The following is a 22,985-nucleotide window of genomic DNA, read 5'->3' on the forward strand; positions in this document are numbered from 1 at the left end:
GGACCGAGCCGATGTTGACTTATCGTAAGGAGGAGAGCGAAGTCCACTAGACGCTATGCACCTGGAACTAGACATTGAAAGGTGGAAGGTGCCCGCCTTTCGGCGACAAGCGCTGGAGGTCCAGCAATTAGTGGCCCGACCTTGGACACGTTTGATGGAATGAAGCGACCTCGAGCCGATGGCACCTGGAACTAGACATGAAAGGTGGAAGTACCCTTTTAGCGTCCGCATGAGATAAAGGATACACGCTCTATTTTGTATTAGATCACTCAGAAGCCCTTATTTCAACGAAATAAGGCAACTTTAAGGGATTAGGGAACTGTGAGGACCCTATTTGCTTAAAATCACTAAAAATGACTACAAATACTATGAAATAAGAGCCCTTGGAATCCACTAATTTTATTTATACAAGCAAAAGTTTTTCAACTTTTAAATTAGTTCCTGATGGTGCCCTTTGAACGTAAGGAGGGAACGAGGTCAACTAGACACTCAAGCTGGAGCTATACATTATTTACAAATCAAAGTTTTTATCTTTTTAATAAAGGATGTTTTCCATGAAGCCCATTACAACTCAAGTTTGCATTGAAGTGGAACAAAAAATCGAATACACCAAGAAGTACACAGTCGAAAGAAACTTCGACATGGAGCTCTTTAATGATAAAATTCGTTCACGAGACAAAGAGTTTCTATTAGAACATGTATTTGATATTTCTTATCGTCAAGCAACAGAAAAGATTGGCTTTTTGTATTTGCATACGAATCAAGGTGTTTTACCTCATCTTGTGAAAACCAACCCAACTCCTTTTATTGATACATTTAGAAAGGTAAAGCAATTTTATTAACAGCTACCTTACCTAATAACGGGTAGCTTTTCTGCTGCCATAAAGGAGGTAAGTCATTCAACGACTTGCCTTTCTTTAATTTAAGAATCACCGCTTGCATTTCGTTAAAACCAGTTTCGAATTCTATCTCACTTGAGATACTGAGTAAATCCGCATGGAATTGTTCCTTTTCTAGTTGGGAAACAAAGACAATTATACTCATTTCATCGTTGGCTCTATCGTTATGTTGTTTACTTAATGGACGATTAAACCCTTGAAATTGCTCATGCAAAACAAAATCTTCTACCATACTGTTTGCTGTTGCATCCTTTCCAGCACCTGGACCGCTCATCGTAATACGATCGATGGTTGCACCGTCAATACAGACACCATTCGTTACTCCGTTAATATTATATAACGGATGATCTTTTGTGACGAATGCAGGTGATACAAAGCCATGGATAACCCCATTTTCGATGGAGGTTCTGGCAATCAATTTTATTGCTAATTCATTTCTTTCCGCAAAATCAATCGCCTCCTCCTCAATGATATTCATCCCCTTACAGGAAAAGTTATTTTCATTTGGCCATGAGTTAAACGCAAGCCGACTTAAAATTTGGAGTTTATATAATGCATCATATCCTTCAATATCATCTGTAGGATCCGCCTCGGCATAACCTAATTGTTTTGCTTCTACTAACACATCAGCAAAACTCCGATTTTTCTCTTTCATTTCCGTTAAAATATAATTGGTTGTCCCATTTAATATTCCCGTCACAGAATGAATCGGTGTTGTCGAAAATAATGTTTTGAAGCTATTCACAATCGGTATTCCACCGCCAACAGCTGCTTCGAACCCTAAATAAACTCCGTTTTGGCGAGCAAGCTCTTCAAGCTCTTTACCGTGCTTAGCAATTAATTCTTTGTTTGCTGTAATAATCGCTGTACCTGATTGAATGAGTTTCACAATATAACCTTTAGCAGGTTCAACCCCGCCTATTGCTTCAAAGACAATATCGTACTGTTGATTAAAAAACTCATTAGGGTCACATGTTGTAAGTGTTTTTACTTGAGTATAACCACGATCTTTTGTATCGTCCTTCACGAGAATTTTTGTTACCTGAACTTCAGTTTGAAAAATCTCCTTTAATTCCTCGCTTGAATTCAATAACCGCTCATAAATACCAGAACCAACTGTTCCGAACCCGATAACCCCAACATTTAACATCCTAAGCTCCTCCTTGTATATAACACTCACTTGCCCCCCGTTAACTCCTCCGCACTACCGTTCTTTTATACTGAGTACTAGCTCTATTCTATTCTTTAAACATCTACACGAAGTAGTTGTGCATTAAATAAAAAAAACCTTTCCGATAAGGGAAAGGTTTTTTTAAAACGCCTCCACTTATCTTTCAGAGCAATCGCTCTGCTGAAATTAGCACCTTTGTTTGTATGGCATACAAACCGGTTGCCGGGCGTCATTGGGTCAGTCCCTCAGCCTCTCGTGATAAGTTATATTTTTACAATGAATTTTTCGAATTTTAATAGTTATGATTATAATGCGATTATTCTATTTTTGTCAACTACAAACTAAACTTGAATTTTCTTCTCTTCTTCTTTTTTAGGAACAACTGATAAATTTAGCTCACGTAATTGTGCATCACTAACTGAACTCGGTGCATTTGTTAACAAGCAACTAGCACTTGCAGTTTTCGGGAATGCGATTGTATCACGTAAGTTGTTTCTTCCTGCTAGAAGCATAACGAGACGATCTAATCCTAATGCAATTCCTCCATGTGGTGGTGTACCATATTCAAAGGCATCTAAAAGGAAACCGAATTGCTCTCTAGCTTCTTCTTGTGAAAACCCAAGTGTAGCAAACATTTTTTCTTGTACGTCCCTTTGATAAATACGTTGAGATCCTCCACCAAGCTCATAGCCGTTTAAAACAAGGTCATAAGCTTCAGCTCGTACTTGACCTGGATCTGTACCAAGTAAATGTAAGTCTTCTGCTTTAGGACTAGTAAACGGATGGTGAAGAGCCACATAACGATCTGCATCTTCATCGAATTCAACAAGCGGGAAGTCTACAACCCATAAGAAGTTATACTTAGACTTATCAATTAAGTCTAAATCTTTACCAAACTTCAAGCGTAGTGCTCCTAAGCTATCAAACACAACTTGTTTTTTATCTGCAGCAAAGAATAATAAATCTCCTGGCTCTGCATTCATCGCTTCACGCATACCAATCGTTTCTTCTTCGCTTAAGAACTTCGCGATTGGTCCTTTAAGCTCGTTTTCTTCAACTTTAAGCCACGCTAAACCTTTTGCTCCGTAAATAGCTACAAAGTGCGCTAAATCATCAATTTCTTTACGTGTAAGTTTTGTGGCAGCACCTTTAACGTTTAATCCCTTCACAATTCCACCATTTGCAATAGCATTGGCAAAAACTTTAAACTGTGAGTTTTTCATTACATCAGTTAGCTCAGACAGTTCCAAACCAAAGCGTGTGTCTGGCTTATCAGATCCATATCGGTTCATCGCTTCATCGTAAGTTAAGCGTTGGAATGGAGTTGTAATCTCAATTCCTTTTAATTCCTTCATGATTTTTGCCATCATGCTTTCCATCATTGCCAGTAAGTCTTCTTTATCCATAAATGATGTCTCAATATCGACTTGAGTAAATTCAGGTTGGCGGTCTGCTCGTAAATCTTCATCACGGAAACAACGAACAATTTGATAGTAACGCTCAAACCCAGATACCATCAATAACTGTTTAAAGAGTTGTGGTGATTGTGGAAGTGCATAAAATTCTCCATGGTGTACTCGGCTAGGTACTAAGTAGTCACGTGCTCCTTCAGGTGTACTTTTCGTTAGCATTGGTGTTTCCATTTCTAAAAACTGTTCATTATCAAGAGTTTCGCGAATTAATTTTGTTGTTTGATGGCGTAGCTTAAAAATATTTTGCATATCAGGTCTACGTAAATCTAAATAACGATAACGTAAACGGACATCCTCTGATGCATCTGTATCTTCTTCAATTTGGAAAGGTAGCGGCTTTGAAGTATTTAAAATAGTAATTTTATCGACATGTACCTCTACTTTTCCTGTTGGAATTTTTTCGTTAACAGTTTCAGCTTCACGCTTAACAACCATACCCTCTACATCTAACACAAACTCCCCGCGGACACGATCCGCAATCGCATGTGCTTCTGCTGACACTTCAGGATTAAATACAACTTGTACAATACCTGAACGGTCTCGTAAATCAATGAAAATAACTTGTCCAAGGTCGCGACGAGTCTGTACCCACCCTTTTAATTGTACTCTTTCACCAATTGTATTCTCTAAAATTTGGCCACAATGATGTGTTCTCCCTATCATCCTTACTCCTCCTTCAACTTGTCTTGCATGTATGTAATAAAATTATCGAGTGATACTTCGACTTGTTCTCCAGTGCTCATTTCTTTTACATTAATTTTATTAGCTGCTAATTCATCTTCACCTAATACGGCTGTATACTTTGCTTCAAGGCGATCTGCTGCTTTAAACTGTGCTTTAATCTTCTTATCTAAATAATCCTTTTCAGCAGACAGTCCAGCTTTACGTAATTCAAATAAAAGATTAGCACCCTTATCCTTTGCTTGGTCACCTAGAGCAACAAGGTAACAATCAATCGTTTGTTCTACAGGGATGTCGATATTAGATGCTTTCAATGCCATAAGCAAACGCTCAATACTAAGGGCAAAGCCAATTCCAGGTGTTTCTGGACCACCAATATCTTCAACGAGTCCATTATATCGGCCACCACCACATAAAGTCGTAATGGCTCCGAAGCCTTCTCCTTCAATCATGATTTCAAAGGCAGTATGGTTGTAATAATCCAATCCACGAACTAACGTCTGATCAACTACATATGCGATTCCCATTGCATCTAAATGTTGTTTTACTTTCTCAAAATAAGCTACTGACTCCTCATTTAAATACTCAAGAATCGAAGGAGCTGAAGTCATTAGCTCATGCTCTCTATCTTTTTTGCAATCTAAGATCCTTAATGGATTTTTCTCTAATCGTTGCTGACAGTCTGAACAAAATTCATTAATTCTTGGTTTAAAGTGGTTGATTAAAGCCTCACGGTGTGCAATACGACTTTCTGTGTCTCCAAGACTGTTGATTACAAGCTTTAAGCCTGTTAGGCCCAATTCACGATAAAACTCCATTGCAAGCGCCATTACTTCTGCATCGATTGCAGGATCATTACTTCCTAACGCTTCGACTCCAAATTGAACGAATTGACGCATTCTGCCTGATTGTGGTCGTTCATACCGGAACATAGGGCCAATATAATACAATTTAGTCGGTTGGCCAGGGTTACCATATAATTTATTCTCAACGAACGCTCTTGTAACTGATGCTGTTCCTTCTGGTCTTAGCGTCAGACTACGGTCGCCTCGATCTTTAAATGTATAGGTTTCCTTTTGAACGATATCCGTTGTATCACCAACACCACGTTGAAAAAGTTCGCTATGTTCAAAAATAGGTGTACGAATTTCCTTATAATTATAACGACGGCAAATATCTTGTGCCTTCGCTTCGACATATTGCCACAACTCTGAAGTTCCAGGCAATATGTCTTGTGTTCCTCTTGGAATATGTATACTCATTATGATCCTCCTGTAAAAAACATCTATTAAACTTTACTTTAGACTTCTTTAAGTATGAGCTAAGCTATTAAAAACAACAAAAAACTCCCATCCCTGATCAAAAAACAATCAGGGACGAGAGTTATACCCGTGGTGCCACCCTTTTTGAAGCCTAAGCTTCCACTTTAAGCAGTTAACGCCTTGCTTACGTTCTTTCCTATTAACCATCCATGGCTTTCAGAAAAAAACCTACGGAGTGTTCGTTCATCAAGGTCCATGTAGAAATGCTTACAGCCACGACATTTCCTCTCTTAACATGTGCCACCTTAACTACTATTCTCCATCATCGGTTTGTTACGGTCTTTGCATTTGTTTTTTATCATACGAATGTTTAACAAAGTTGTCAATAACTTTATTAGTTTCGGCCAAGCTTTTTCTTTAATTGCTTTACCTCTCTTAAAGACAGCCCAAATTCATCTGCTAATTCCATACTTGTACTGCTATGTTCCTTTTCCACAAAATCATGAAAATTCACATGAAATAGCTGGTGTTCATTTCTTCCGCTACCTTCTTGCTTCATACTTGTACGCATAGAATCTTCCTTCCCTAGTAACATCAAGAACTAGCATAACCAAAAATGGAGCTTTTCTTTCAAGTTTGGGAAGAAAAACAATGTTAATTTTGTTTACTATCAATAATTAGGGTAACTGGACCATGATTAATGAGCTGTACATCCATCATCGCACCAAATACCCCTGTTTCTACTTGTATTCCTTTTTCACGTAGCGCCTCATTAAAGGTTTCATAAAGTGGAGCCGCAACATCTGGTTTAGCAGCTGCCATAAAGTTCGGTCTACGTCCTTTTCTACAGTCACCGTACAAAGTAAATTGTGATATCGATAAAATTTGTCCGCCTACATCCAATAAAGAACGATTCAACTTTCCGTCTTCATCTTCAAAAATTCGGAGATTCGCAATTTTTTCAGTAACATATTGGACATCTTCAACTGTATCTTCGTGTGTAATGCCAACGAGAAGCATCAAACCTGAGTTAATCTTTCCGACAACTTCTTCATTAACCTTCACAGAAGCTTCACTTACCCTTTGTAATACGACTTTCATAATAACCCTCAAACTCCTATCATTACTGCACCTTTAATGCATAATTCTACGTACCGAATAAATATGAGGTAATTGCTTTATTTTTTCTACGACTTTGTGTAGATGGTCTACATTTTGTATTAATATCGTCATATGAATAGTTGCAACTTTATTGCGATGGTCTGAACGTCCTGAAACGGCATTTATGGTCGTCCTTGACTCAGTAACAGCATGCAATACTTGGTTGAGAAGACCGTTGCGATCGAAGCCCGTTATTTCAATATCGACGTTGTAGTTTTTATTTTCTAAGTGATTGGCTTCCCATTCAACTTCTAGCAAACGAGTCTTAGCTTCTTCAGTTAATACATTAGGACAATCGGTGCGGTGAATCGATACTCCCCGTCCTTTTGTAATGTAGCCGATGATGTCATCACCCGGTACAGGATTACAACATTTTGATAAACGAATAAGTAAATTATCGACACCTTTTACCGTCACACCTGTACTCGTTTTTTTCTTAGGGGCCAATGTTTGTATTTCAGCTACAGCTTGGGCAAGCGATCGTTCTTCCTGTTCCTGACCAAGCTCTTTTTTAAACTTCTCTGCTAAACGGTTTACAATCTGTTTTGGGCTCATACCACCGTAGCCAACAGCCGCAAACATGTCCTCTTCACCAGCAAAACTGAATTTTTGTGCAACTTCAGCAAGATTATCAGCAGTGATGACATCTTTAGGATCTAAGTCTAGCGCTTTAACTTCTCTTTCAATCACTTCTTTACCTTTAGTGACGTTTTCTTCTCTGCGTTCCTTTTTAAACCACTGTCTAATTTTATTTTTTGCATGCGAACTTTGTGTAATTTTAATCCAATCTTGACTAGGGCCATAAGAATGTTTCGACGTCATTATTTCAATGATGTCACCAGTCTTTAGTTCATGGTCGAGCGGAACCATCTTACCATTAACCTTAGCCCCAATACAGCGGTTACCTATTTCTGAATGGATACGGTAGGCAAAATCTAAAGGCACTGATCCTCTAGGAAGTTCAATCACATCACCTTTTGGTGTGAAGACAAAAACCATATCTGAGAATAAATCAATCTTAAGTGATTCCATAAATTCTTGAGCATCTTGGGAATCATTTTGGAATTCAATAATCTCTCGAAACCATGTTAATTTAGTTTCTAATGATTCATCATCATTTCCTACGTGTGTTCCTTCTTTATAAGCCCAGTGAGCAGCAACCCCAAATTCTGCAATCCGGTGCATTTCCTCTGAACGAATTTGTACTTCTAATGGATCGCCATTTGGACCAAGTACAGTCGTGTGTAAAGACTGATACATATTTGCTTTTGGCATAGCAATATAGTCTTTAAACCGTCCTGGCATCGGCTTCCAACACGTATGAATTACACCAAGAACTGCGTAACAATCTTTAATATTCTTTACTATGATCCGAACAGCTAACAAATCATATATTTCATTGAATTGTTTATTTTGAAGAGCCATCTTTCGATAAATACTATAAATGTGTTTCGGTCTACCAGAAATATCAGCGGATACATTAATATCATTTAAATTGGCTCTTATTCGATTTACTACTTCGTCAACATATTGCTCACGCTCTGCGCGTTTCTTCTTCATTAAGTTTACAATTCTATAATATTGCTGCGGGTCTAAATAGCGAAGGGCTGTATCTTCCAACTCCCACTTAATCGTTGAAATCCCTAAACGATGGGCTAATGGAGCAAAAATCTCTAATGTTTCATTAGAAATACGACGTTGTTTTTCTGGCGGTAAATGTTTCAATGTTCTCATGTTATGAAGACGATCAGCTAATTTAATGAGGATCACTCGAATATCTTTTGCCATCGCTACAAACATTTTTCGATGATTTTCTGCTTGTTGCTCTTCTTTAGACTTATATTTAATTTTCCCAAGCTTCGTAACGCCGTCTACAAGCATTGCGACTTCACTGTTAAAAGCTTCTTTTAACTCATCAATAGTCACATCTGTATCTTCAACGACATCATGAAGAAAAGCGGCAGCAATCGTATCAGGGTCCATCCCTAATTCAACTAAAATTCCAGCAACTTGTATAGGGTGATGAATATATGGCTCACCCGATTTTCTGTACTGCTCACTATGCGCTTCTTCAGCGTATGCATATGCTTTTTTTATAAACACCATATCTTTTTCTGAAAGATATCGTTCTGCTTTTTCGAATAATTGATCTATCGTCATGGAATCACCTTTTTATCCCTACATAATTGGTCCCATTTTTTCTATATTTCTTTATATTATCATTAAGTAGCCTATATGTGTAAAGATAAAATACGAAAAATGTCGAACTCCATTTATATTTTTGACGAGAATTAGGAAATATAGCCCTGAATTAAGAAAAGTTTGCAGTAATCTCACATGAATAAACTTTGAAAGCCAAAATTGTGTCTTGTTTTGGGAGGCGTTTGATGAATTTATTGGGTATTAATCCTATAGCACCCAAAACTAGACATCAAAATAAAAACAGACTGACTCAAAAGTTGAGCCAGTCTGTTTTAGATTAATATTGCGTTAATGTGTATACATCGTAATTCTTTAGCTTGTTTCTTCCATCCAAGTAAGTTAGCTCGATTAAGAATGCAATTCCAACGACTACTCCACCTAATTGTTCAACCATATTGATCGTTGCCTCAATCGTTCCTCCAGTTGCAAGAAGATCATCAGCAATCACAACTCGTTGACCTTTTTGAATGGAATCTTTATGAATCGTTAAACTATCATTTCCATATTCTAGGCCATAGTCCACAGAAATTACTTCACGAGGAAGCTTTCCTTTTTTACGAACAGGAACAAAGCCTTTTTCTAATTCGAAAGCAATTGGACAACCTACAACAAAGCCACGTGCTTCTGGTCCGACAATAACATCTGCGTTTTTTTCACGAGCATAATTCGCTAATTCTTCAATCGCTTTTTTATATGCTTGTCCATCTTGCATTAAAGTTGTAATGTCCTTAAATCGAATACCCTCTTTTGGGTAATCCTCAACAATCGTTATATACTGTTTAAAATCCATCTCTTACACCGTCTCCTTAACTTTTCTTACCTGGTCTATTGCTTGATCGAACCAGAGCTTCAACTCATAATAAGAGGAATATAAAAACTGCTGCTCTAGCTTCGACTGCTCTGTCATTCGCTGATACGTCTCAGATTCGTCGAGTCCTTTTTTTGAAGGGGTAGGATGCAGGCTAATAATACCATTGTTTATTGTAACAAAATCTAATTCAAAAAACACCTGTGTCATAAAATCTACCGTATTTTTAGACCAGCCTTTATGTGTGGCGAGTTGTTGACCATAGCGTTTAATATCAAAGGATCCTTTTTTCGATAAAAAAGCATAATACCATTTAAAGTGTTCCCGTTTTGGCAGTGTTGAAAAATAGTGTGAATCTTCTTGGTAAAACACCGAATAGATTCGTTCTGGACTTGTCGTTTCCTTCAGAAGTAATTGTTCTAATTGCTTAGTTGAACTTGGTAAATCTAACAATACGATATATTTATTAGCTATATTTATCTCATCTGTTTCAATATAACAAACTTCTTCATTTAAAGTTTCTAAACCTAGCTTATCCATCGTTGTCGATTGAAATGCAATTAATTTCCGTTTTTGTTTTGGTAAAGACTCGATATTCTCTACTATTTTTTTTGCATTTCGCCAATCAAATAGCTGCCATTCCTTCACTTGAACATCTTCAATAAACAGCTGTGGCTTACAATGCCCATTCCATTCATTGACCGAGATCGTTCCAACAGCAGAGACTTTAGCGGCAGGGTTTATTTCTGGATGAATGTGTCCTAGTTGAAAACCAATCCCATCCAATGTTGTACCATCCTGTTCAAAGAGAACCTTTAAATGATTTTCATCGCTTCCTATTCTTCGCATTTGTGCGATATTAACATCGTCAATCATCACTTTAGGAATTGGATTACTCACACCATAAGGAGAAAGCTCATCCAATTGATTGATGACATCCAATGTAATCTCATCTAGTTTTGCAACGAGATCAACCTTCGTTATTGGAACAAAGTCCTCTTCTGTGAGCAGTTCACCCGCTTGTTTATTTAACCGTGTTCTTAACTCTTCAATATGCTCTATTTGCATAGTAAGTCCAGCTGCCATCGGGTGGCCACCAAAATGCGGAAGGATATCTCGACTTTCTGATAAATTTACAAACATATCGAAGCCTTCAATACTTCTTGCAGAGCCTTTTGCAACCCCTTTTTCTGTATCGATACTTAGTACGATCGTCGGGCGATAAAACTTTTCTACTAGTCTAGAGGCTACAATCCCAATGACTCCTGGATTCCAGCCTTCTTTTCCAACAATTAAAACGTGATTTTCAGAAGGTGGATACATTGCTTCTACTTGAGCAATTGCCTCTTTTGCCATTTCATCAACGATGGCCTTTCTCTCTTTATTTAGCTGATCAATTTCTTCAGCAATAACTTTTCCAGTCATTTCATCATCTGTTGTCATAAGCTCTACTGCAGGATCGGCTGAATCGAGTCGACCAGCGGCGTTAATACGCGGACCTATTGCAAAACCTACATGTTCAGCATTCATCACCTGTGTATCAATACCAGCTATTTTTTTTAGCGCTTTTAAACCTGGCTTTGTTGTTCTCTGTAACGCCTCAATTCCCCTTTTTGCAAGAAGCCTATTTTCATCTACTAGCGGCACAAGGTCAGCGATCGTTCCTATCGCAACAATATCTAACAAATGAGTGGGCACTTCTTCTAGCAGCGCATGTGCTAGTTTAAATGCAACCCCTACTCCTGCCAAACCTTTAAACGGGTATGTACACCCTGGCTTTTTAGGATTTACAATTGCGTAAGCATCAGGTAATAAGGGCGGAGCTTCGTGGTGATCCGTAATAATTAAGTCAATCTCAATCTCCTTTGCCACCTCTGCTTCATGAACAGCAGAAATCCCAGTGTCAACGGTAATAATTAAGTCATAACCATCTAGCTTAGCCTGGCGAAATGCTGCCTCATTTGGACCATATCCTTCAGTAAAACGATTCGGAATGTAATAATTAAAATTGGCTCCTAGCTCCCGCATCAAATAAATCATAACGGATGTACTACTGACACCATCAGCATCATAGTCACCAAAGATTAAGATCTTTTCGTTTTTTTCGATCGCAAGTTTAATTCGTTCAACGGCTTCTCTCATCCCATCTAATAAGAAAGGATCATAAAAAGAAACTTCTTCTTTATATAAAAAACGTGATGCAGCCGCAGCAGTGTCAATTCCTCTTAACACGAGTAGCTTGGCTACAATTGGAGTTAAATTCAACTCTTGAATCAACAGATCCACTTTTTCTTGCTCTAGCTGTGCTAACTTCCATCTTTTCCTTGATTTAAGCATAAAAAAACACCCCTTGACCTACCTATTATACAAGAGGGGTCATAGAGGGGCAATGAATAATAATCTGGTAGTTTTCTATTTATTAGCGTTATTTTTCCTTTGCTGCTGCTCTTCTTTTTTATTGTCTTCTTGCAGAGGCGCCCTTCCTTTTCCTTCTTTAGCTGCTTCATTATCATTAGCATTAGGGCCTTTGGTTTGTTTTAAACGTTTAATTTCTTGTTGGAGCTGATAAACTCTAACCATTCCTACCGCACCAACAATAATTCCACCCATTAACACAGAGCCGATAATGATTAGAATTAATGGCCACTCAGCTGTCCCAAATAAATAGTTAACACGAACAGCCTCCACATTGATGACAGCAAAGATAGCAATAATGAGTGCAGCAATAATGCCTAAAATTAATCCCCACTGACCGCGCAATTATGTTACCTCCTCTTTTTTTTCATATGGATTAATATGTACCAATACATCGTGAACATGGTTTTCTTCAAGGAGCCTCTTTTTCACCGCTTTTCCAATCGCATGGCCTTCCTTAACGGTAATGTCTGGATTAACGGCAATTTTTAAATCAATGATGACATAGTGACCGTGCTCTCTGGCAAGAAATTCATCAAGGTTTAGAACACCTTCAACCGAAGTGACCGCTTTCTTCATATCAACAGTATCTTCTTCATGGAGAACGTGATCTAATGTATTGTGGATCGACTGGCTTCCAAGCTGCCAAGCCATCTTAACGATCAGTATTGAAACGAATAACCCAGCGACAGGGTCCGCATATACGAGCCAAGGAATACCAACGGCTCCTCCTATAATTGAACCACCAATACCTAGTAAAGCTGCTATTGACGAAAAAACGTCAGAACGGTGATGCCATGCATCCGTTATTAACGCTTCACTCCTATACTTCTTACCCAAATGATACTTATATCGAAACATAATTTCTTTTACAATGATTGAAAAAATGACAGCATAGATGGCTATCACTTTTGGGACAGCGATTGGTTCAGTAAAAGCTTTTATGGCATCAATCGCAATTTCTACCCCAACGATAAAGAGTAGTACAGCTACGATAATAGCAGCAATCGATTCTGCCTTCCCATGTCCATACGGGTGGTCGCGGTCAGGTGGCATTTTTGCTGCGCGAACACCGATTAACACAGCAACTGAACCTACCACATCAGATGCAGAGTGAACTGCATCGGCAATTAAGGCACGACTGTTTGAAAGAAACCCGACTACCCCTTTAATTATAGCTAAAATGATATTACCGATAATTCCAACCCATGCACCCGTCTTCACTTTCTGATAGCGAATATCTTCATCCATACTTTCACCTTCTTAATATCGTATTAATATTACGTATTAGTTCAGTCTGTGTAAAAATTGCACATAAGTAAATTATACCAACAAAAAGGCCATGGTATGCACCATGACCTTAAGTATTTAAACTTCACCTTCAGCTTGAGGCTTACTTTTGAATTTTCTTCTTTCTAATTGTTTAGATTTCCACACGAGCCATAATTGAGCGGCTAGGAAAATGGAAGAGTACGTTCCTGCTACTAGTCCAATAACTAACGCAAACGCGAAAGAACGAATTGCTTCTCCACCAAAAATAAAGATCGCAGCAGCCGCTAAAATAACGGTGACAACTGTATTAATTGATCGAGCTAATGTTTGTGTCAAACTAACATTGACGATATGAGCTAGGTCATCAAAGGACTTCACTCGTTTAGCATTTTTCATATTTTCACGTATCCGGTCAAAGGTAACGATCGTATCATTAATCGAATAACCAACAATCGTCAATACGGCCGCAATAAACGGAACGTTGACTTCAAACTGAACAACACTAAATACCGCGATAATAAAGAATGCATCATGGAATAACGCCACAACCGCTGCAACTCCATAAAGCCATTCAAAACGGATCGCAACGTAAATGACAATCCCAACAGATGCAATTAATACAGAAATTAAAGCATTACGTGCTAATTCCTTACCAACCATCGGTGAAACTGTACTTACATTCGGTTCCGCTCCGTACTTCTCATTAAAATAAACTTGAATTTCAGCAATTTCATTCGGCTCTAGCTGCCCAATGAACCGTGCATGGACGAGGTTGTTTTGCTCTCCAGCCATCGTAATATCATCAGGTGTATACCCTTCTCCGATATTAGCAAAATCCTCCATGATTTGTTCTGCTGTAGCAGGATCATTCGTGGCTACTTCTACCCTGGAACCACTTTCAAAATCAATACCCAGATTTAATCCAACTGTTGAGAGTAAGATCACTCCAACGAGAGCTGCGACCAAAGAGAAGATGAAAAACTTCTTACGGTGCTTAACAAAATCAATCGTTCGGTCATGAAAATTAAAGCTCACTGATCTCACTCTCCTTTACACCAAACATACGAGGCTTCTTATTGAAAATGCGGCTGTTTACCCAAAGGCCTAATAATAATCTTGAACCATAAACCGCCGTTAAAAAGCTCGTTAAAATACTTACGATTAACATAATCGCAAAGCCTTGAACAGAACTTGTCCCATAGTAAAATAGTACACTAGCCGCTAAAATTGTTGTGATGTTTGCATCAAGTATCGTCGATAATGAACGTCTACTTCCAGCTTTAAACGCTGACATGATCGATTTACCAGAACGAATTTCTTCCTTAATTCGTTCATACGTAATTATATTTGCATCAACTGCCATACCTACACCTAAAATTAACGCTGCGATCCCTGGTAAAGTCAGTACGGCATTCATCCAGTTAAAAATAACGAGGACAAGAAAAATATATACTGATAAAGTAATTACTGCGATTGTTCCCATAAAACGATAAAAGATCAGCATATAAATGAAAATAAGCGCTACGCCAATAAATCCAGCAAAGATCGTATTTTTCATCGCTTGTTCACCGAGTGAAGCTCCAACTGAATTTGAATAAAGCTCATCTAGTTGAACAGGAAGAGCACCAGCATTTAATACATCAGCTAAAAACGTCGCTTCATCAATCGTAAAGCTTCCTTGGATGACGACATTTCTTGTATTTAGGACTTCTCTTACCGTCGGTGCTGATAAAAATTTAGGATTTTCTTTTGTAACTTCTTCATAGAAGCTATCGCCTTCTTCGTAATCTAACCAAATGACAAGAAGGTTTTCACCCTGTGGAGCTCGATCACGAATCTCTCTCGTTACTTCTCCAAACAGGTTCGCATCTTTAAGAGTAACAGCAACCTCTGGCTGATTTGCCTCGTTAAATGTTACGCGTGCGCCGCCTTCTTGAAGGTCCGCTCCATCTAATTTAACAACATCATCAACATCACGGAAGGTTAACTGTGCTTCAGTTGCAAGTAAATCACGTGCTGTTTGTTGATCTTCAACACCAGCAAGCTGAACACGAACCCTGTCTTCCCCTTCAATCGTTATGTATGGCTCTGAAACACCTAGAACGTTAACACGTTGATTTAGAGCACTAACTGTTGCATTTAATACATCATCATCAATTACACCGTCTTCATCAACGGGTTTTACTTGATACAAGATCTCAAATCCACCTTGGAGATCTAAACCTAACTTAATTTCCTTTGCAATTCCCATAATGGTCGTACTTATTAAACCACCTAGAATAATTACAATGAGGAAAAAAGTAATTAAACGGCCTTTTTTCACCATAGTACGAACTTCCTCCTTAACAATCACAACAAAAAATACTTTTTCCTAAAATAAGCAATAGTTCAATTATAGCTATGTTACTTTTTCCATGTCAATTATAGGTTAGTAGTGACTTTTCAACTATCGTCTCCTACCAATTCCTCAATGACTCCTTCGTTTGCAAACCAATCCGCAGCATTATAATTTTCTACCGTCAAATAATTCATATACTCTGGGGCACGGAGCGTTAAGATCACATTGACAAACTCATGTAAATGGATATAGTCTTTTCTTTTGCGGAGTTTAAACATTACACTCTTCCAAATCGTATCGATTGTTGCTTTGTTATAGCCAAACATATGAAGTTCTTCTAATTTACTTTGTAGTGCAGGCATTACGTTATCTTTCCATACCTCAAATTGCTGCTGTTGCATTCAATCGACTCTCCTTTTTTCATTTCTTCCATTATAAACCTTTTAACAGTAAAAAAACTATTATATTCATGTAGTTTCTATTTCAATATGTTTAGGGTTTTCCCTCTAGGAAATACAAATTACTTTTTAAATATGTTTTTGGTCAGTAGTAATCTAGTGTCCATTTATGTTAAGCGATGTTAAAGAACTTTACTTTTTTGATTCCAGACTATATTATTGACCTTTTGGTTCCTGAAAGTCGTGTGAAATTAATTCAAACGATGAGCCCAAATCAACTTTAAACTCAACAATATGTAGAAATAAAAAAACTGCCCATTAGGACAGTTTTCCATTTCCATTACGATTATTTTCCATTTTTCCAAAAAAAGTAGCAACAAAAAATCCAGCAATAAACGTTACAATACTAACAATCAGTAACATTAGGTTATTTTCAATTCCAGGGAAAATGACTACGATTGACCCGATTACCATTCCAATAATGATCGCATATGTGAGAACTGGCAATGTTTTTAGTAAAAATCGAATGATTTTACTACTAACAATTAAGCCAACTCCGACTCCAAACCCGACCAGTAGGATAATAAGAATATTTAATTCGGCTAACGCGTGAATAACCGAATGATACACACCTAGTAATAATAAGACAAATGATCCACTAATACCAGGGAGTAACATCGCCATACTTGCAATCCATCCCGAGAAAAACAATACTAGTCCAGTTGAAGCTGTTACCGTTTCAATTAACGTATGACTTTCTCTTTCAACGAAGAAGACAGTTGATCCAATCGCAATACTGGCTACAACTAGAGCAAAATAATGTGCGGGCTTAAACGTATTTTTATAGTCTATCTTGCTAAATAAATAAGGAATAATTCCGCCTATTAAACCTAAAAAGAAGAAATAAGTTGGCTGTGGATAATACTCTAACAACCATTTAATAAGATGACTTAAGAGAAAAATTGCTAAAACTGCTCCAATGGCTAACGGAACTAAAAAACCTAGATAATCTTTCCACTTTCGACTAAAGAAACCACTAATTGCTGCAATTAACCTATCATATATCCCCAATATAACAGCGATCGTCCCACCACTAACACCTGGAACAAGGTCTGATATCCCTATCATCATTCCGCGAAATATATTTTTCCATTCAAACATTTATGAACCTCTTTTCCCAAATGAGATGTATTTCAATAATGAGATATTTCAATCTATGTATAGCTTGTTTAGTTTATGATCTGACAGATGAAATCAAAAGACATCTTCTCACTTTCTAACAGATATGTCAATTTATTTTTAAAGCTATTATTTGACAGAACAACTTGTCATGCTTGACCACCTTCCTAGCATATAAATGAGTGTAGACATAGATCATTTATTAGAAAGTAGGGCTTCTGACATGTCAAAACAAACCTTTATACAAGGTACCGTTATTTTAATATTAGCTGGACTAATCACACGTATTTTAGGCTTTATAAATAAAATTGTAGTTGCTAGAATTATGGGAGCTGAAGGGGTCGGGCTTTATAGTATGGCAGTCCCTACTCTTTTGCTCGTTATTACAATAACTCAATTAGGGCTTCCAGTTGCTATTTCAAAGCTTGTTGCAGAAGCAGAAGCAAAGGAAGATAGAAGAAAAATAAAGAGGATCCTCGTCGTTTCTTTAGCAACGACAGGAATTTTAAGTGGTATTTTTACTACAGCAATGATTGCCTTTGCTCCTATCATTGCTAAAACGTTATTAACAGATGAACGAGCCTACCTTCCACTTATTGCGATTGCACCTATTGTTCCTATTGTTGCGTTATCTAGCGTATTAAGAGGTTACTTTCAAGGCCGACAAAACATGCGTCCTACTGCATTTTCTCAAGTGATTGAGCAAGTCGTAAGGATAACACTAGTAGCGGTAATGACAAGTGCGTTCTTACCTTATGGGGTTGAATACGCAGCAGCTGGAGCGATGATTTCTGTTGTTATTGGAGAACTCGCTTCACTTCTCTATATGTTGTTTATGTTTAAAACAAATAAGCGAATTCGTATTCGTAAAGGATTTATGGACTATCTTCGTCAAGGAAAAACAACGTTTAATGAGCTAATGAGTATTGCTCTACCAACAACTGGTAGTAGATTAATCGGATCGATTGCATTTTTCTTTGAACCGATCGTTGTTGCTCAAAGTCTCGCAATTGCAGGTGTTGCAACAGTCGTTGCCACAAAACAGTACGGGGAGTTGGCAGGGTTTGTAATTCCATTGCTATTACTACCGACGTTTATTACCTATTCGTTGTCGGTTTCACTTGTCCCTGCGATCAGTGAAGCAGCTGCACAAAAAAGATATCAACTCATTAACCATCGTTTAGAACAAGCACTACGACTTGCGCTAATTTCAGGTGGGATCTCTGTTGTCGTTTTATATATATTTGCAGAGCCGATCATGTCATTAATGTACAATGCTCCTAACACAGCTATATATTTGCAAGTCATGGCACCATTTAGTATCTTTTTATACTTTCAGGGGCCGTTACAAGCCACCTTGCAAGCTTTGAATTTAGCGAAAGCAGCGATGATGAATAGCTTATTCGGCGCCGTCATTAAAACTGCTGCCATTTTTGTCCTTGCGACTAGACCAGAGCTTGGAATAATGGGAGCAGCATTAGCAATCGTTATTGGTATGGTACTCGTTACGCTATTACACTTTGCTTCGATTGTTAAAGTATTAAGCTTTACGTTACATGTTAGAGAAATTGGTAAATCACTTTTTGCGATGATTGCCTCTGGAGCTGTCGGAATGCTCTTATATCAACATGCATTTTTATCAATGAGCTTACTTGTTAAGACTTTACTTTCCATTACGATCGTCGGATTATTTTATGGATTACTCCTCATTCTATTAGGCCTAATCAAACGAGAAGAAATGATCCGTATCCCATTTATCGGGAAATGGCTAGCCCCATTTACAAGAACATAAAAAAATTCGGTGCCAGGCACCTTTAACGAACTGATGTGTTAAAGGTGCCTGGCACCATCATTATGGTGCCTTTCTTACCATAAGAAGAATGCGCTCGCTAGTGCAAATCCGCCAATTGCCGCTAATGCAATTGGAACGACTCCATATCCCCATGGGCGGTAACCCCAATAGCCTCCATAGTATCCATAACTAAACCCACCAAATCCCCCTGAACGTGGCTGGACGGGTTCAATATACACATATTGATGATCTACATTAACAATGCGGCCATAATGTCTGCGCCCACATTTTTCAAAAATATTTACAACTTGCCCTCTGTGCTTACAACACATTTGATAATAATCCATTTGTCTCCTCCTTTCTGTCACTACTGCATCTTATTGCAGAAAGAAGCCTATTGCTTGTACGTATGTACTACAACGTTTCTTTTTCTTTATATAGTACAAGCCCGAGAACAATTAATAGTCCCCTTTCATTAAGTAATTAGAAGAGGACTATTGTTAATTATTTTTCATCCTTTAAATCAATAAAAAATGTATCATCATCATGCAATGTACAATAGGATATTTTTTTTACATCTCGATATCCGAGTTTTCGTAATTGTTGTCTTAACCACAGTGGTGTTTTATTTATCTGTTCCAAATGCTCTTCATTTACTTTTCCATCGAGAATTAGAGGCAATGGTAATCTCGGCTGTTGATCATCGGGCCGATCTTTGTCTTTTTCAATGACCGATAACTTCCCTGAAGGCTCTAAAATAGCAAACTCCACGTCAGACAACTTACTTACTTTATTTTGTCTAAGTTGGATAAGTAGGTCATCAAAATTATACCGCTGTTTTCGCATTTCTCCTTCGTCTATTTTACCCTGGTTTATTAAAACAGACGGCTTACCATCTACAAGTTTTCGCAAATTTTCACTTTTTAGTGAAATAAATGCAAATATGATCTGAATTAATGAAAGTATGACGATCGGAATGATGGTATGTAGCATTGGGACACGAATATTTTCAATAGAAATTACTGCCAACTCTGCAATCATAATCGATACGACAAAGTCAAGGACAGATAACTGACCAATTTCTCGCTTTCCCATGAAACGAAAAATAAACAGGATAAATAAGTATATAAAAATGGTCCGTAAAATTATCGTTGAAAAATCCAAGTGATCGCGCCTCCCTTCATCTCATTCCTACACCACAAAACCTAAAGCTAAAGGATAAGAAAAAGAACCTAGTCGTACCTTATAATATAATCTTAAGCTTATTTTTACCTTAGACAGTTAGAAAATAAGATGAAGCTTTTGGCAAGAAGTCCAAATGTTTTATCGCCAATCTCCTTTATGTGCTTCCAGTTATTTTATACCCACTTGAAGCAGGTGTGCTTTAATCAACACCCATTTTAAAAGTGCCTACAACAAAAAAGCTGCAAAGAAATATGATTAACATATCTTCTGCAGCTTTCTCGTCCTTATTAACCCTAGAGAAAAGTTATAGTCATGTGCTAAAAATAAATTAAATATCGAAAATAAATATAAATGGTGGAAATAATAAACGAAACGAGAGCTACTGGTGCACCTACTTTTAAAAATTCAAGATAGCTAAAGGATTGTTTCGCCTTAACAGCTAATCCCGCTACAATTACGTTTGCCGTTGCTCCAATTAATGTAGCATTTCCACCTAGACATGCACCTAGGGCAAGCGACCACCATAAAGGATCTAAATTTGTCATACCATAACTTTGAAATTCAAGAATTACTGGGATCATCGCCGCAACAAACGGGATATTATCGACAAAGCCTGATAAAATACCTGACCCCCATAAAATATAGATGGCCGTCTTCGGTAAATCACCTTCAGTATAGTAAATAATGGATTTTGCAATCTCATCAATAAGACCTACTTCTTTAATTCCTCCGACGAGCATAAATAAACCGATAAAAAAGAATAGTGTAACCCACTCAATGGACTTGAACACTTCTTCTACATCTTGTCGTTGATACGTCAATAACATGAGTAGAAGCGCACCACCCATAGCAATGCTCGTTATATCCACATTTAATAGCGGTTGAATAATAAACCCTAACGTCGTAAGACTTAAAACAGAGATTGACTTATATAACAATACTTTATCTTTTAGATATTCTTTCGGGTTAACCCTCTCTAATTTGTTTCGATCTTCTAATGAAACGTGTAAGGAGCTTCGATAATAAGCCACAAGTCCAAACATTACAACAATAAAAATAATGAGTACAACTGGCCCCAGATGCAATAAAAAATCATTAAAAGTTAAATGCTCTACTGCTTGCCCAATCATCAAGTTGGGCGGGTCACCAATTAAAGTTGCTGTTCCTCCAATGTTTGATGCCAATATTATCGATAATAAGAAAGGAACTGCATTGAGCTTAAGTAATTTAGTTAGAGTTAAAATGATTGGGACAACTAACAAAACCATTGTGACATTGTTAAGAAAAGCTGAACCGAGAGCTGTCATTAGCGATACTAGGATAAGAAGTGGAATAGGCTTTCCATCTACGTATTTAGCTACATGAAGAGCAATAAATTCGAAAAAACCACTCTGGCTAGTAATCGATACTAATATCATCATTGCTAACAGTAACGAGATCGTATGCCAATCAATATATTGAAGAAATGCTCCGTCTAAATCAATAATTCCTACGAAAAGCATTCCCACTCCACCTAAACAGGCTACTAATGCCCTGTTGATTTTCTCACTGATGATGAATATGTAACTGATGATAAAAATGATAAAGGCTAAGGTCACTTCCATGTTGAATTTTCCTCTCCCTCTTATTTCTATCATCCTATGTCGGGTATGTCCCATTCATGTTTATTTTTGACTCCTTTTATAAGTGGAGTACGTTTTCTAACCGTTATAGCTTGCGAAATAAGCTAAATTTTTTTAAAAGTTATTCTATGTTTGGCCAAGCCTGAATAAGCTGTATTAATCATATTAATGAAAGGTTGAAAGGAGAGATTTCTTTGGCATATCGTGGGATATTTGGGTCAATGCTTTACGGTTTAATTGGAGTATTGTTTATAGCTGTAGCATTCAGTTTCGTAATTTCTTTAATTTTGTCATTTAGTTCTTTAACTGAAGCATCATTTTCTTGGTTTATTCTTATTGTTTCCTTCCTAGCATTATTTATTGGAGGTATGATCGCTGGCGTTAAAGCAAAAGAAAAAGGTTGGATGGTAGGAGCTGGTACTGCCCTTTTATTTACAGCAATCACTTTTTTCATTCAGTTTTTAGGCTATAACTCTGCGTTCACAATGGAACAATACTTATATCATGGTGGATACTTACTCACATCAGTTATTGGAGGAATCATCGGAGTAAATGTAGGGAAATAAGAAAAGCGGAAGGCGCCCGTTTAGCGGCGACAAGCGCTGGAGGACCAACAATAAGTGGCCTGTCCTTTGGACATGTTTGATGGACCGAAGCGACCTCGAGCCGCTGGGCACTGGAGCTAGACTAAGAAAAGCGGAAGTGCCCGGTTAGCGGTGTATGGACAACCTACTAAACAAAAAAAAGAGACTGACAATAGAGAAAGCTCCTATACAGTACGATGATCTCATCGTGTTAAGGAACCGAACCTCTGTGTCAGTCTCTTTTTATGTACATCAATCAGGGTTTACAACTTCTCTAACCGCGTTACGGTCAAACGTAAGCTTACGATTATCATTGACAAGTAAAACCATGATATCTTCATCAATCGAGTCAATGACTCCATGTAAGCCACCAATCGTAACAATCTTATCACCCTTTTGTAAGCCCGCATGCATTTCACGGATTGCTTTTTGACGCTTTTGCTGTGGACGAATTAATAAGAACCAAAAGATTGCAAACATTAGTAGCAACGGTAAAATAGTGCCTATCATTTCCATGTTTATTTCCCCTCCTTTATAAAGTATA

21 protein-coding genes, 1 riboswitch and 1 other annotated feature are annotated in these 22,985 nt (G+C 37.7%); of the genes, 3 read left to right on the forward strand and 18 right to left on the reverse strand.

From position 1 onward, the window contains the following. Nucleotides 1-554 precede the first annotated feature (554 nt). A complete protein-coding gene (locus GKP30_RS09055; protein WP_216829103.1) occupies nucleotides 555-842 on the forward strand; it encodes a hypothetical protein in 288 nt (95 codons plus the stop codon). Here the strand turns inward: GKP30_RS09055 and GKP30_RS09060 are convergent. The 14 genes from GKP30_RS09060 to GKP30_RS09125 form a co-directional block, all read right to left on the reverse strand. Then, entirely contained in the window at nucleotides 817-2,049 is a 1,233-nt protein-coding gene (locus tag GKP30_RS09060) for a homoserine dehydrogenase (RefSeq protein ID WP_216829104.1), read from the reverse strand. The genes GKP30_RS09055 and GKP30_RS09060 overlap by 26 nt on opposite strands. Nucleotides 2,050-2,223: 174 nt before the next feature. Next, nucleotides 2,224-2,335, reverse strand: a riboswitch (SAM riboswitch). Nucleotides 2,336-2,411: 76 nt separating this feature from the next. Further along, complete coding sequence (gene aspS, locus GKP30_RS09065) at nucleotides 2,412-4,205, reverse strand: aspartate--tRNA ligase (RefSeq protein ID WP_216829105.1); 1,794 nt, start codon at nucleotides 4,203-4,205, stop codon at nucleotides 2,412-2,414. Between the two features lie 2 nt (nucleotides 4,206-4,207). Beyond that, nucleotides 4,208-5,485: a histidine--tRNA ligase gene (gene hisS, locus GKP30_RS09070; RefSeq protein WP_216829106.1), complete on the reverse strand. Its 1,278-nt coding sequence runs from the start codon at nucleotides 5,483-5,485 to the stop codon at nucleotides 4,208-4,210. Nucleotides 5,486-5,592: 107 nt separating this feature from the next. Beyond that, nucleotides 5,593-5,820, reverse strand: a binding site (T-box leader). A gap of 59 nt (nucleotides 5,821-5,879) precedes the next feature. Continuing rightward, nucleotides 5,880-6,056 carry a hypothetical protein gene (locus GKP30_RS09075; RefSeq protein ID WP_216829107.1) on the reverse strand — a complete coding sequence of 59 codons (177 nt, stop codon included), beginning with the start codon at nucleotides 6,054-6,056 and terminating at the stop codon, nucleotides 5,880-5,882. Nucleotides 6,057-6,139: 83 nt separating this feature from the next. After that, entirely contained in the window at nucleotides 6,140-6,586 is a 447-nt protein-coding gene (gene dtd, locus GKP30_RS09080; protein ID WP_216829108.1) for a D-aminoacyl-tRNA deacylase, read from the reverse strand. 33 nt (nucleotides 6,587-6,619) lie between these two features. Beyond that, nucleotides 6,620-8,806 (reverse strand): RelA/SpoT family protein, encoded by a 2,187-nt coding sequence (locus GKP30_RS09085; RefSeq protein ID WP_216829109.1) that lies wholly within the window; start codon nucleotides 8,804-8,806, stop codon nucleotides 6,620-6,622. A 319-nt stretch (nucleotides 8,807-9,125) separates the two neighbouring features. Continuing rightward, nucleotides 9,126-9,638, reverse strand: a complete 513-nt coding sequence (locus GKP30_RS09090; protein ID WP_216829110.1) for an adenine phosphoribosyltransferase — start codon at nucleotides 9,636-9,638, stop codon at nucleotides 9,126-9,128. Between the two features lie 3 nt (nucleotides 9,639-9,641). Next, the gene (gene recJ, locus GKP30_RS09095) at nucleotides 9,642-11,993 is read right to left on the reverse strand and encodes a single-stranded-DNA-specific exonuclease RecJ (protein WP_216829111.1); all 2,352 of its coding nucleotides are present in this window, start codon (nucleotides 11,991-11,993) and stop codon (nucleotides 9,642-9,644) included. Between the two features lie 75 nt (nucleotides 11,994-12,068). Beyond that, complete coding sequence (locus GKP30_RS09100; protein WP_216829112.1) at nucleotides 12,069-12,416, reverse strand: LapA family protein; 348 nt, start codon at nucleotides 12,414-12,416, stop codon at nucleotides 12,069-12,071. Continuing rightward, complete coding sequence (locus GKP30_RS09105; RefSeq protein WP_216829113.1) at nucleotides 12,417-13,322, reverse strand: cation diffusion facilitator family transporter; 906 nt, start codon at nucleotides 13,320-13,322, stop codon at nucleotides 12,417-12,419. 117 nt (nucleotides 13,323-13,439) lie between these two features. Continuing rightward, complete coding sequence (secF, locus tag GKP30_RS09110; RefSeq protein WP_216829114.1) at nucleotides 13,440-14,378, reverse strand: protein translocase subunit SecF; 939 nt, start codon at nucleotides 14,376-14,378, stop codon at nucleotides 13,440-13,442. Continuing rightward, entirely contained in the window at nucleotides 14,368-15,669 is a 1,302-nt protein-coding gene (gene secD, locus GKP30_RS09115; RefSeq protein WP_216829115.1) for a protein translocase subunit SecD, read from the reverse strand. Before secD ends, secF begins: the two co-directional genes overlap by 11 nt. A gap of 116 nt (nucleotides 15,670-15,785) precedes the next feature. Then, entirely contained in the window at nucleotides 15,786-16,082 is a 297-nt protein-coding gene (locus GKP30_RS09120; protein WP_216829116.1) for a post-transcriptional regulator, read from the reverse strand. A 315-nt stretch (nucleotides 16,083-16,397) separates the two neighbouring features. Then, on the reverse strand, nucleotides 16,398-17,240 hold the full coding sequence (locus GKP30_RS09125; protein WP_216829117.1) for a DUF368 domain-containing protein: 843 nt from the start codon (nucleotides 17,238-17,240) through the stop codon (nucleotides 16,398-16,400). A gap of 241 nt (nucleotides 17,241-17,481) precedes the next feature. Here GKP30_RS09125 and spoVB point away from each other — a divergent pair, with 241 nt between their 5' ends. Continuing rightward, nucleotides 17,482-19,050 (forward strand): stage V sporulation protein B, encoded by a 1,569-nt coding sequence (gene spoVB / locus GKP30_RS09130; protein ID WP_216829118.1) that lies wholly within the window; start codon nucleotides 17,482-17,484, stop codon nucleotides 19,048-19,050. Between the two features lie 74 nt (nucleotides 19,051-19,124). Here the strand turns inward: spoVB and GKP30_RS09135 are convergent, their stop codons facing one another. From GKP30_RS09135 to GKP30_RS09145, 3 genes are all read right to left on the reverse strand, one after another. Further along, entirely contained in the window at nucleotides 19,125-19,397 is a 273-nt protein-coding gene (locus GKP30_RS09135) for a hypothetical protein (RefSeq protein ID WP_216829119.1), read from the reverse strand. A gap of 157 nt (nucleotides 19,398-19,554) precedes the next feature. Then, nucleotides 19,555-20,214, reverse strand: a complete 660-nt coding sequence (locus tag GKP30_RS09140) for a DUF421 domain-containing protein (protein WP_216829120.1) — start codon at nucleotides 20,212-20,214, stop codon at nucleotides 19,555-19,557. A gap of 338 nt (nucleotides 20,215-20,552) precedes the next feature. Next, a complete protein-coding gene (locus GKP30_RS09145) occupies nucleotides 20,553-21,839 on the reverse strand; it encodes an ArsB/NhaD family transporter (RefSeq protein ID WP_216829121.1) in 1,287 nt (428 codons plus the stop codon). Nucleotides 21,840-22,051: 212 nt separating this feature from the next. Between GKP30_RS09145 and GKP30_RS09150 the strand changes: the two genes are divergently transcribed. Beyond that, nucleotides 22,052-22,423, forward strand: a complete 372-nt coding sequence (locus tag GKP30_RS09150; protein ID WP_236034984.1) for a TIGR04086 family membrane protein — start codon at nucleotides 22,052-22,054, stop codon at nucleotides 22,421-22,423. A gap of 270 nt (nucleotides 22,424-22,693) precedes the next feature. On the opposite strand, the gene yajC is transcribed toward GKP30_RS09150, so the two are convergent. Next, entirely contained in the window at nucleotides 22,694-22,957 is a 264-nt protein-coding gene (yajC, locus tag GKP30_RS09155) for a preprotein translocase subunit YajC (RefSeq protein ID WP_216829122.1), read from the reverse strand. Nucleotides 22,958-22,985 lie beyond the last annotated feature (28 nt).

This window comes from Alkalihalobacterium elongatum, from assembly GCF_019024285.1.
In the GTDB taxonomy this organism is placed as follows: domain Bacteria; phylum Bacillota; class Bacilli; order Bacillales; family Bacillaceae_F; genus Alkalihalobacterium; species Alkalihalobacterium elongatum.

What these genes read in the sequence shown, in the direction of transcription:
- hisS (WP_216829106.1), bottom strand. Translation starts at nt 5,485, where the DNA reads ATGAGTATACATATTCCAAGAGGAACACAAGACATATTGCCTGGAACT.
- spoVB (WP_216829118.1), top strand. Translation starts at nt 17,482, where the DNA reads ATGTCAAAACAAACCTTTATACAAGGTACCGTTATTTTAATATTAGCT.
- secD (WP_216829115.1), bottom strand. Translation starts at nt 15,669, where the DNA reads ATGGTGAAAAAAGGCCGTTTAATTACTTTTTTCCTCATTGTAATTATT.
- GKP30_RS09055 (WP_216829103.1), top strand. Translation starts at nt 555, where the DNA reads ATGAAGCCCATTACAACTCAAGTTTGCATTGAAGTGGAACAAAAAATC.
- GKP30_RS09075 (WP_216829107.1), bottom strand. Translation starts at nt 6,056, where the DNA reads ATGCGTACAAGTATGAAGCAAGAAGGTAGCGGAAGAAATGAACACCAG.
- yajC (WP_216829122.1), bottom strand. Translation starts at nt 22,957, where the DNA reads ATGGAAATGATAGGCACTATTTTACCGTTGCTACTAATGTTTGCAATC.
- GKP30_RS09090 (WP_216829110.1), bottom strand. Translation starts at nt 9,638, where the DNA reads ATGGATTTTAAACAGTATATAACGATTGTTGAGGATTACCCAAAAGAG.
- dtd (WP_216829108.1), bottom strand. Translation starts at nt 6,586, where the DNA reads ATGAAAGTCGTATTACAAAGGGTAAGTGAAGCTTCTGTGAAGGTTAAT.
- GKP30_RS09060 (WP_216829104.1), bottom strand. Translation starts at nt 2,049, where the DNA reads ATGTTAAATGTTGGGGTTATCGGGTTCGGAACAGTTGGTTCTGGTATT.
- GKP30_RS09125 (WP_216829117.1), bottom strand. Translation starts at nt 17,240, where the DNA reads ATGTTTGAATGGAAAAATATATTTCGCGGAATGATGATAGGGATATCA.
- GKP30_RS09120 (WP_216829116.1), bottom strand. Translation starts at nt 16,082, where the DNA reads ATGCAACAGCAGCAATTTGAGGTATGGAAAGATAACGTAATGCCTGCA.
- GKP30_RS09135 (WP_216829119.1), bottom strand. Translation starts at nt 19,397, where the DNA reads ATGGATTATTATCAAATGTGTTGTAAGCACAGAGGGCAAGTTGTAAAT.
- recJ (WP_216829111.1), bottom strand. Translation starts at nt 11,993, where the DNA reads ATGCTTAAATCAAGGAAAAGATGGAAGTTAGCACAGCTAGAGCAAGAA.
- GKP30_RS09145 (WP_216829121.1), bottom strand. Translation starts at nt 21,839, where the DNA reads ATGGAAGTGACCTTAGCCTTTATCATTTTTATCATCAGTTACATATTC.
- aspS (WP_216829105.1), bottom strand. Translation starts at nt 4,205, where the DNA reads ATGATAGGGAGAACACATCATTGTGGCCAAATTTTAGAGAATACAATT.
- GKP30_RS09105 (WP_216829113.1), bottom strand. Translation starts at nt 13,322, where the DNA reads ATGGATGAAGATATTCGCTATCAGAAAGTGAAGACGGGTGCATGGGTT.
- GKP30_RS09085 (WP_216829109.1), bottom strand. Translation starts at nt 8,806, where the DNA reads ATGACGATAGATCAATTATTCGAAAAAGCAGAACGATATCTTTCAGAA.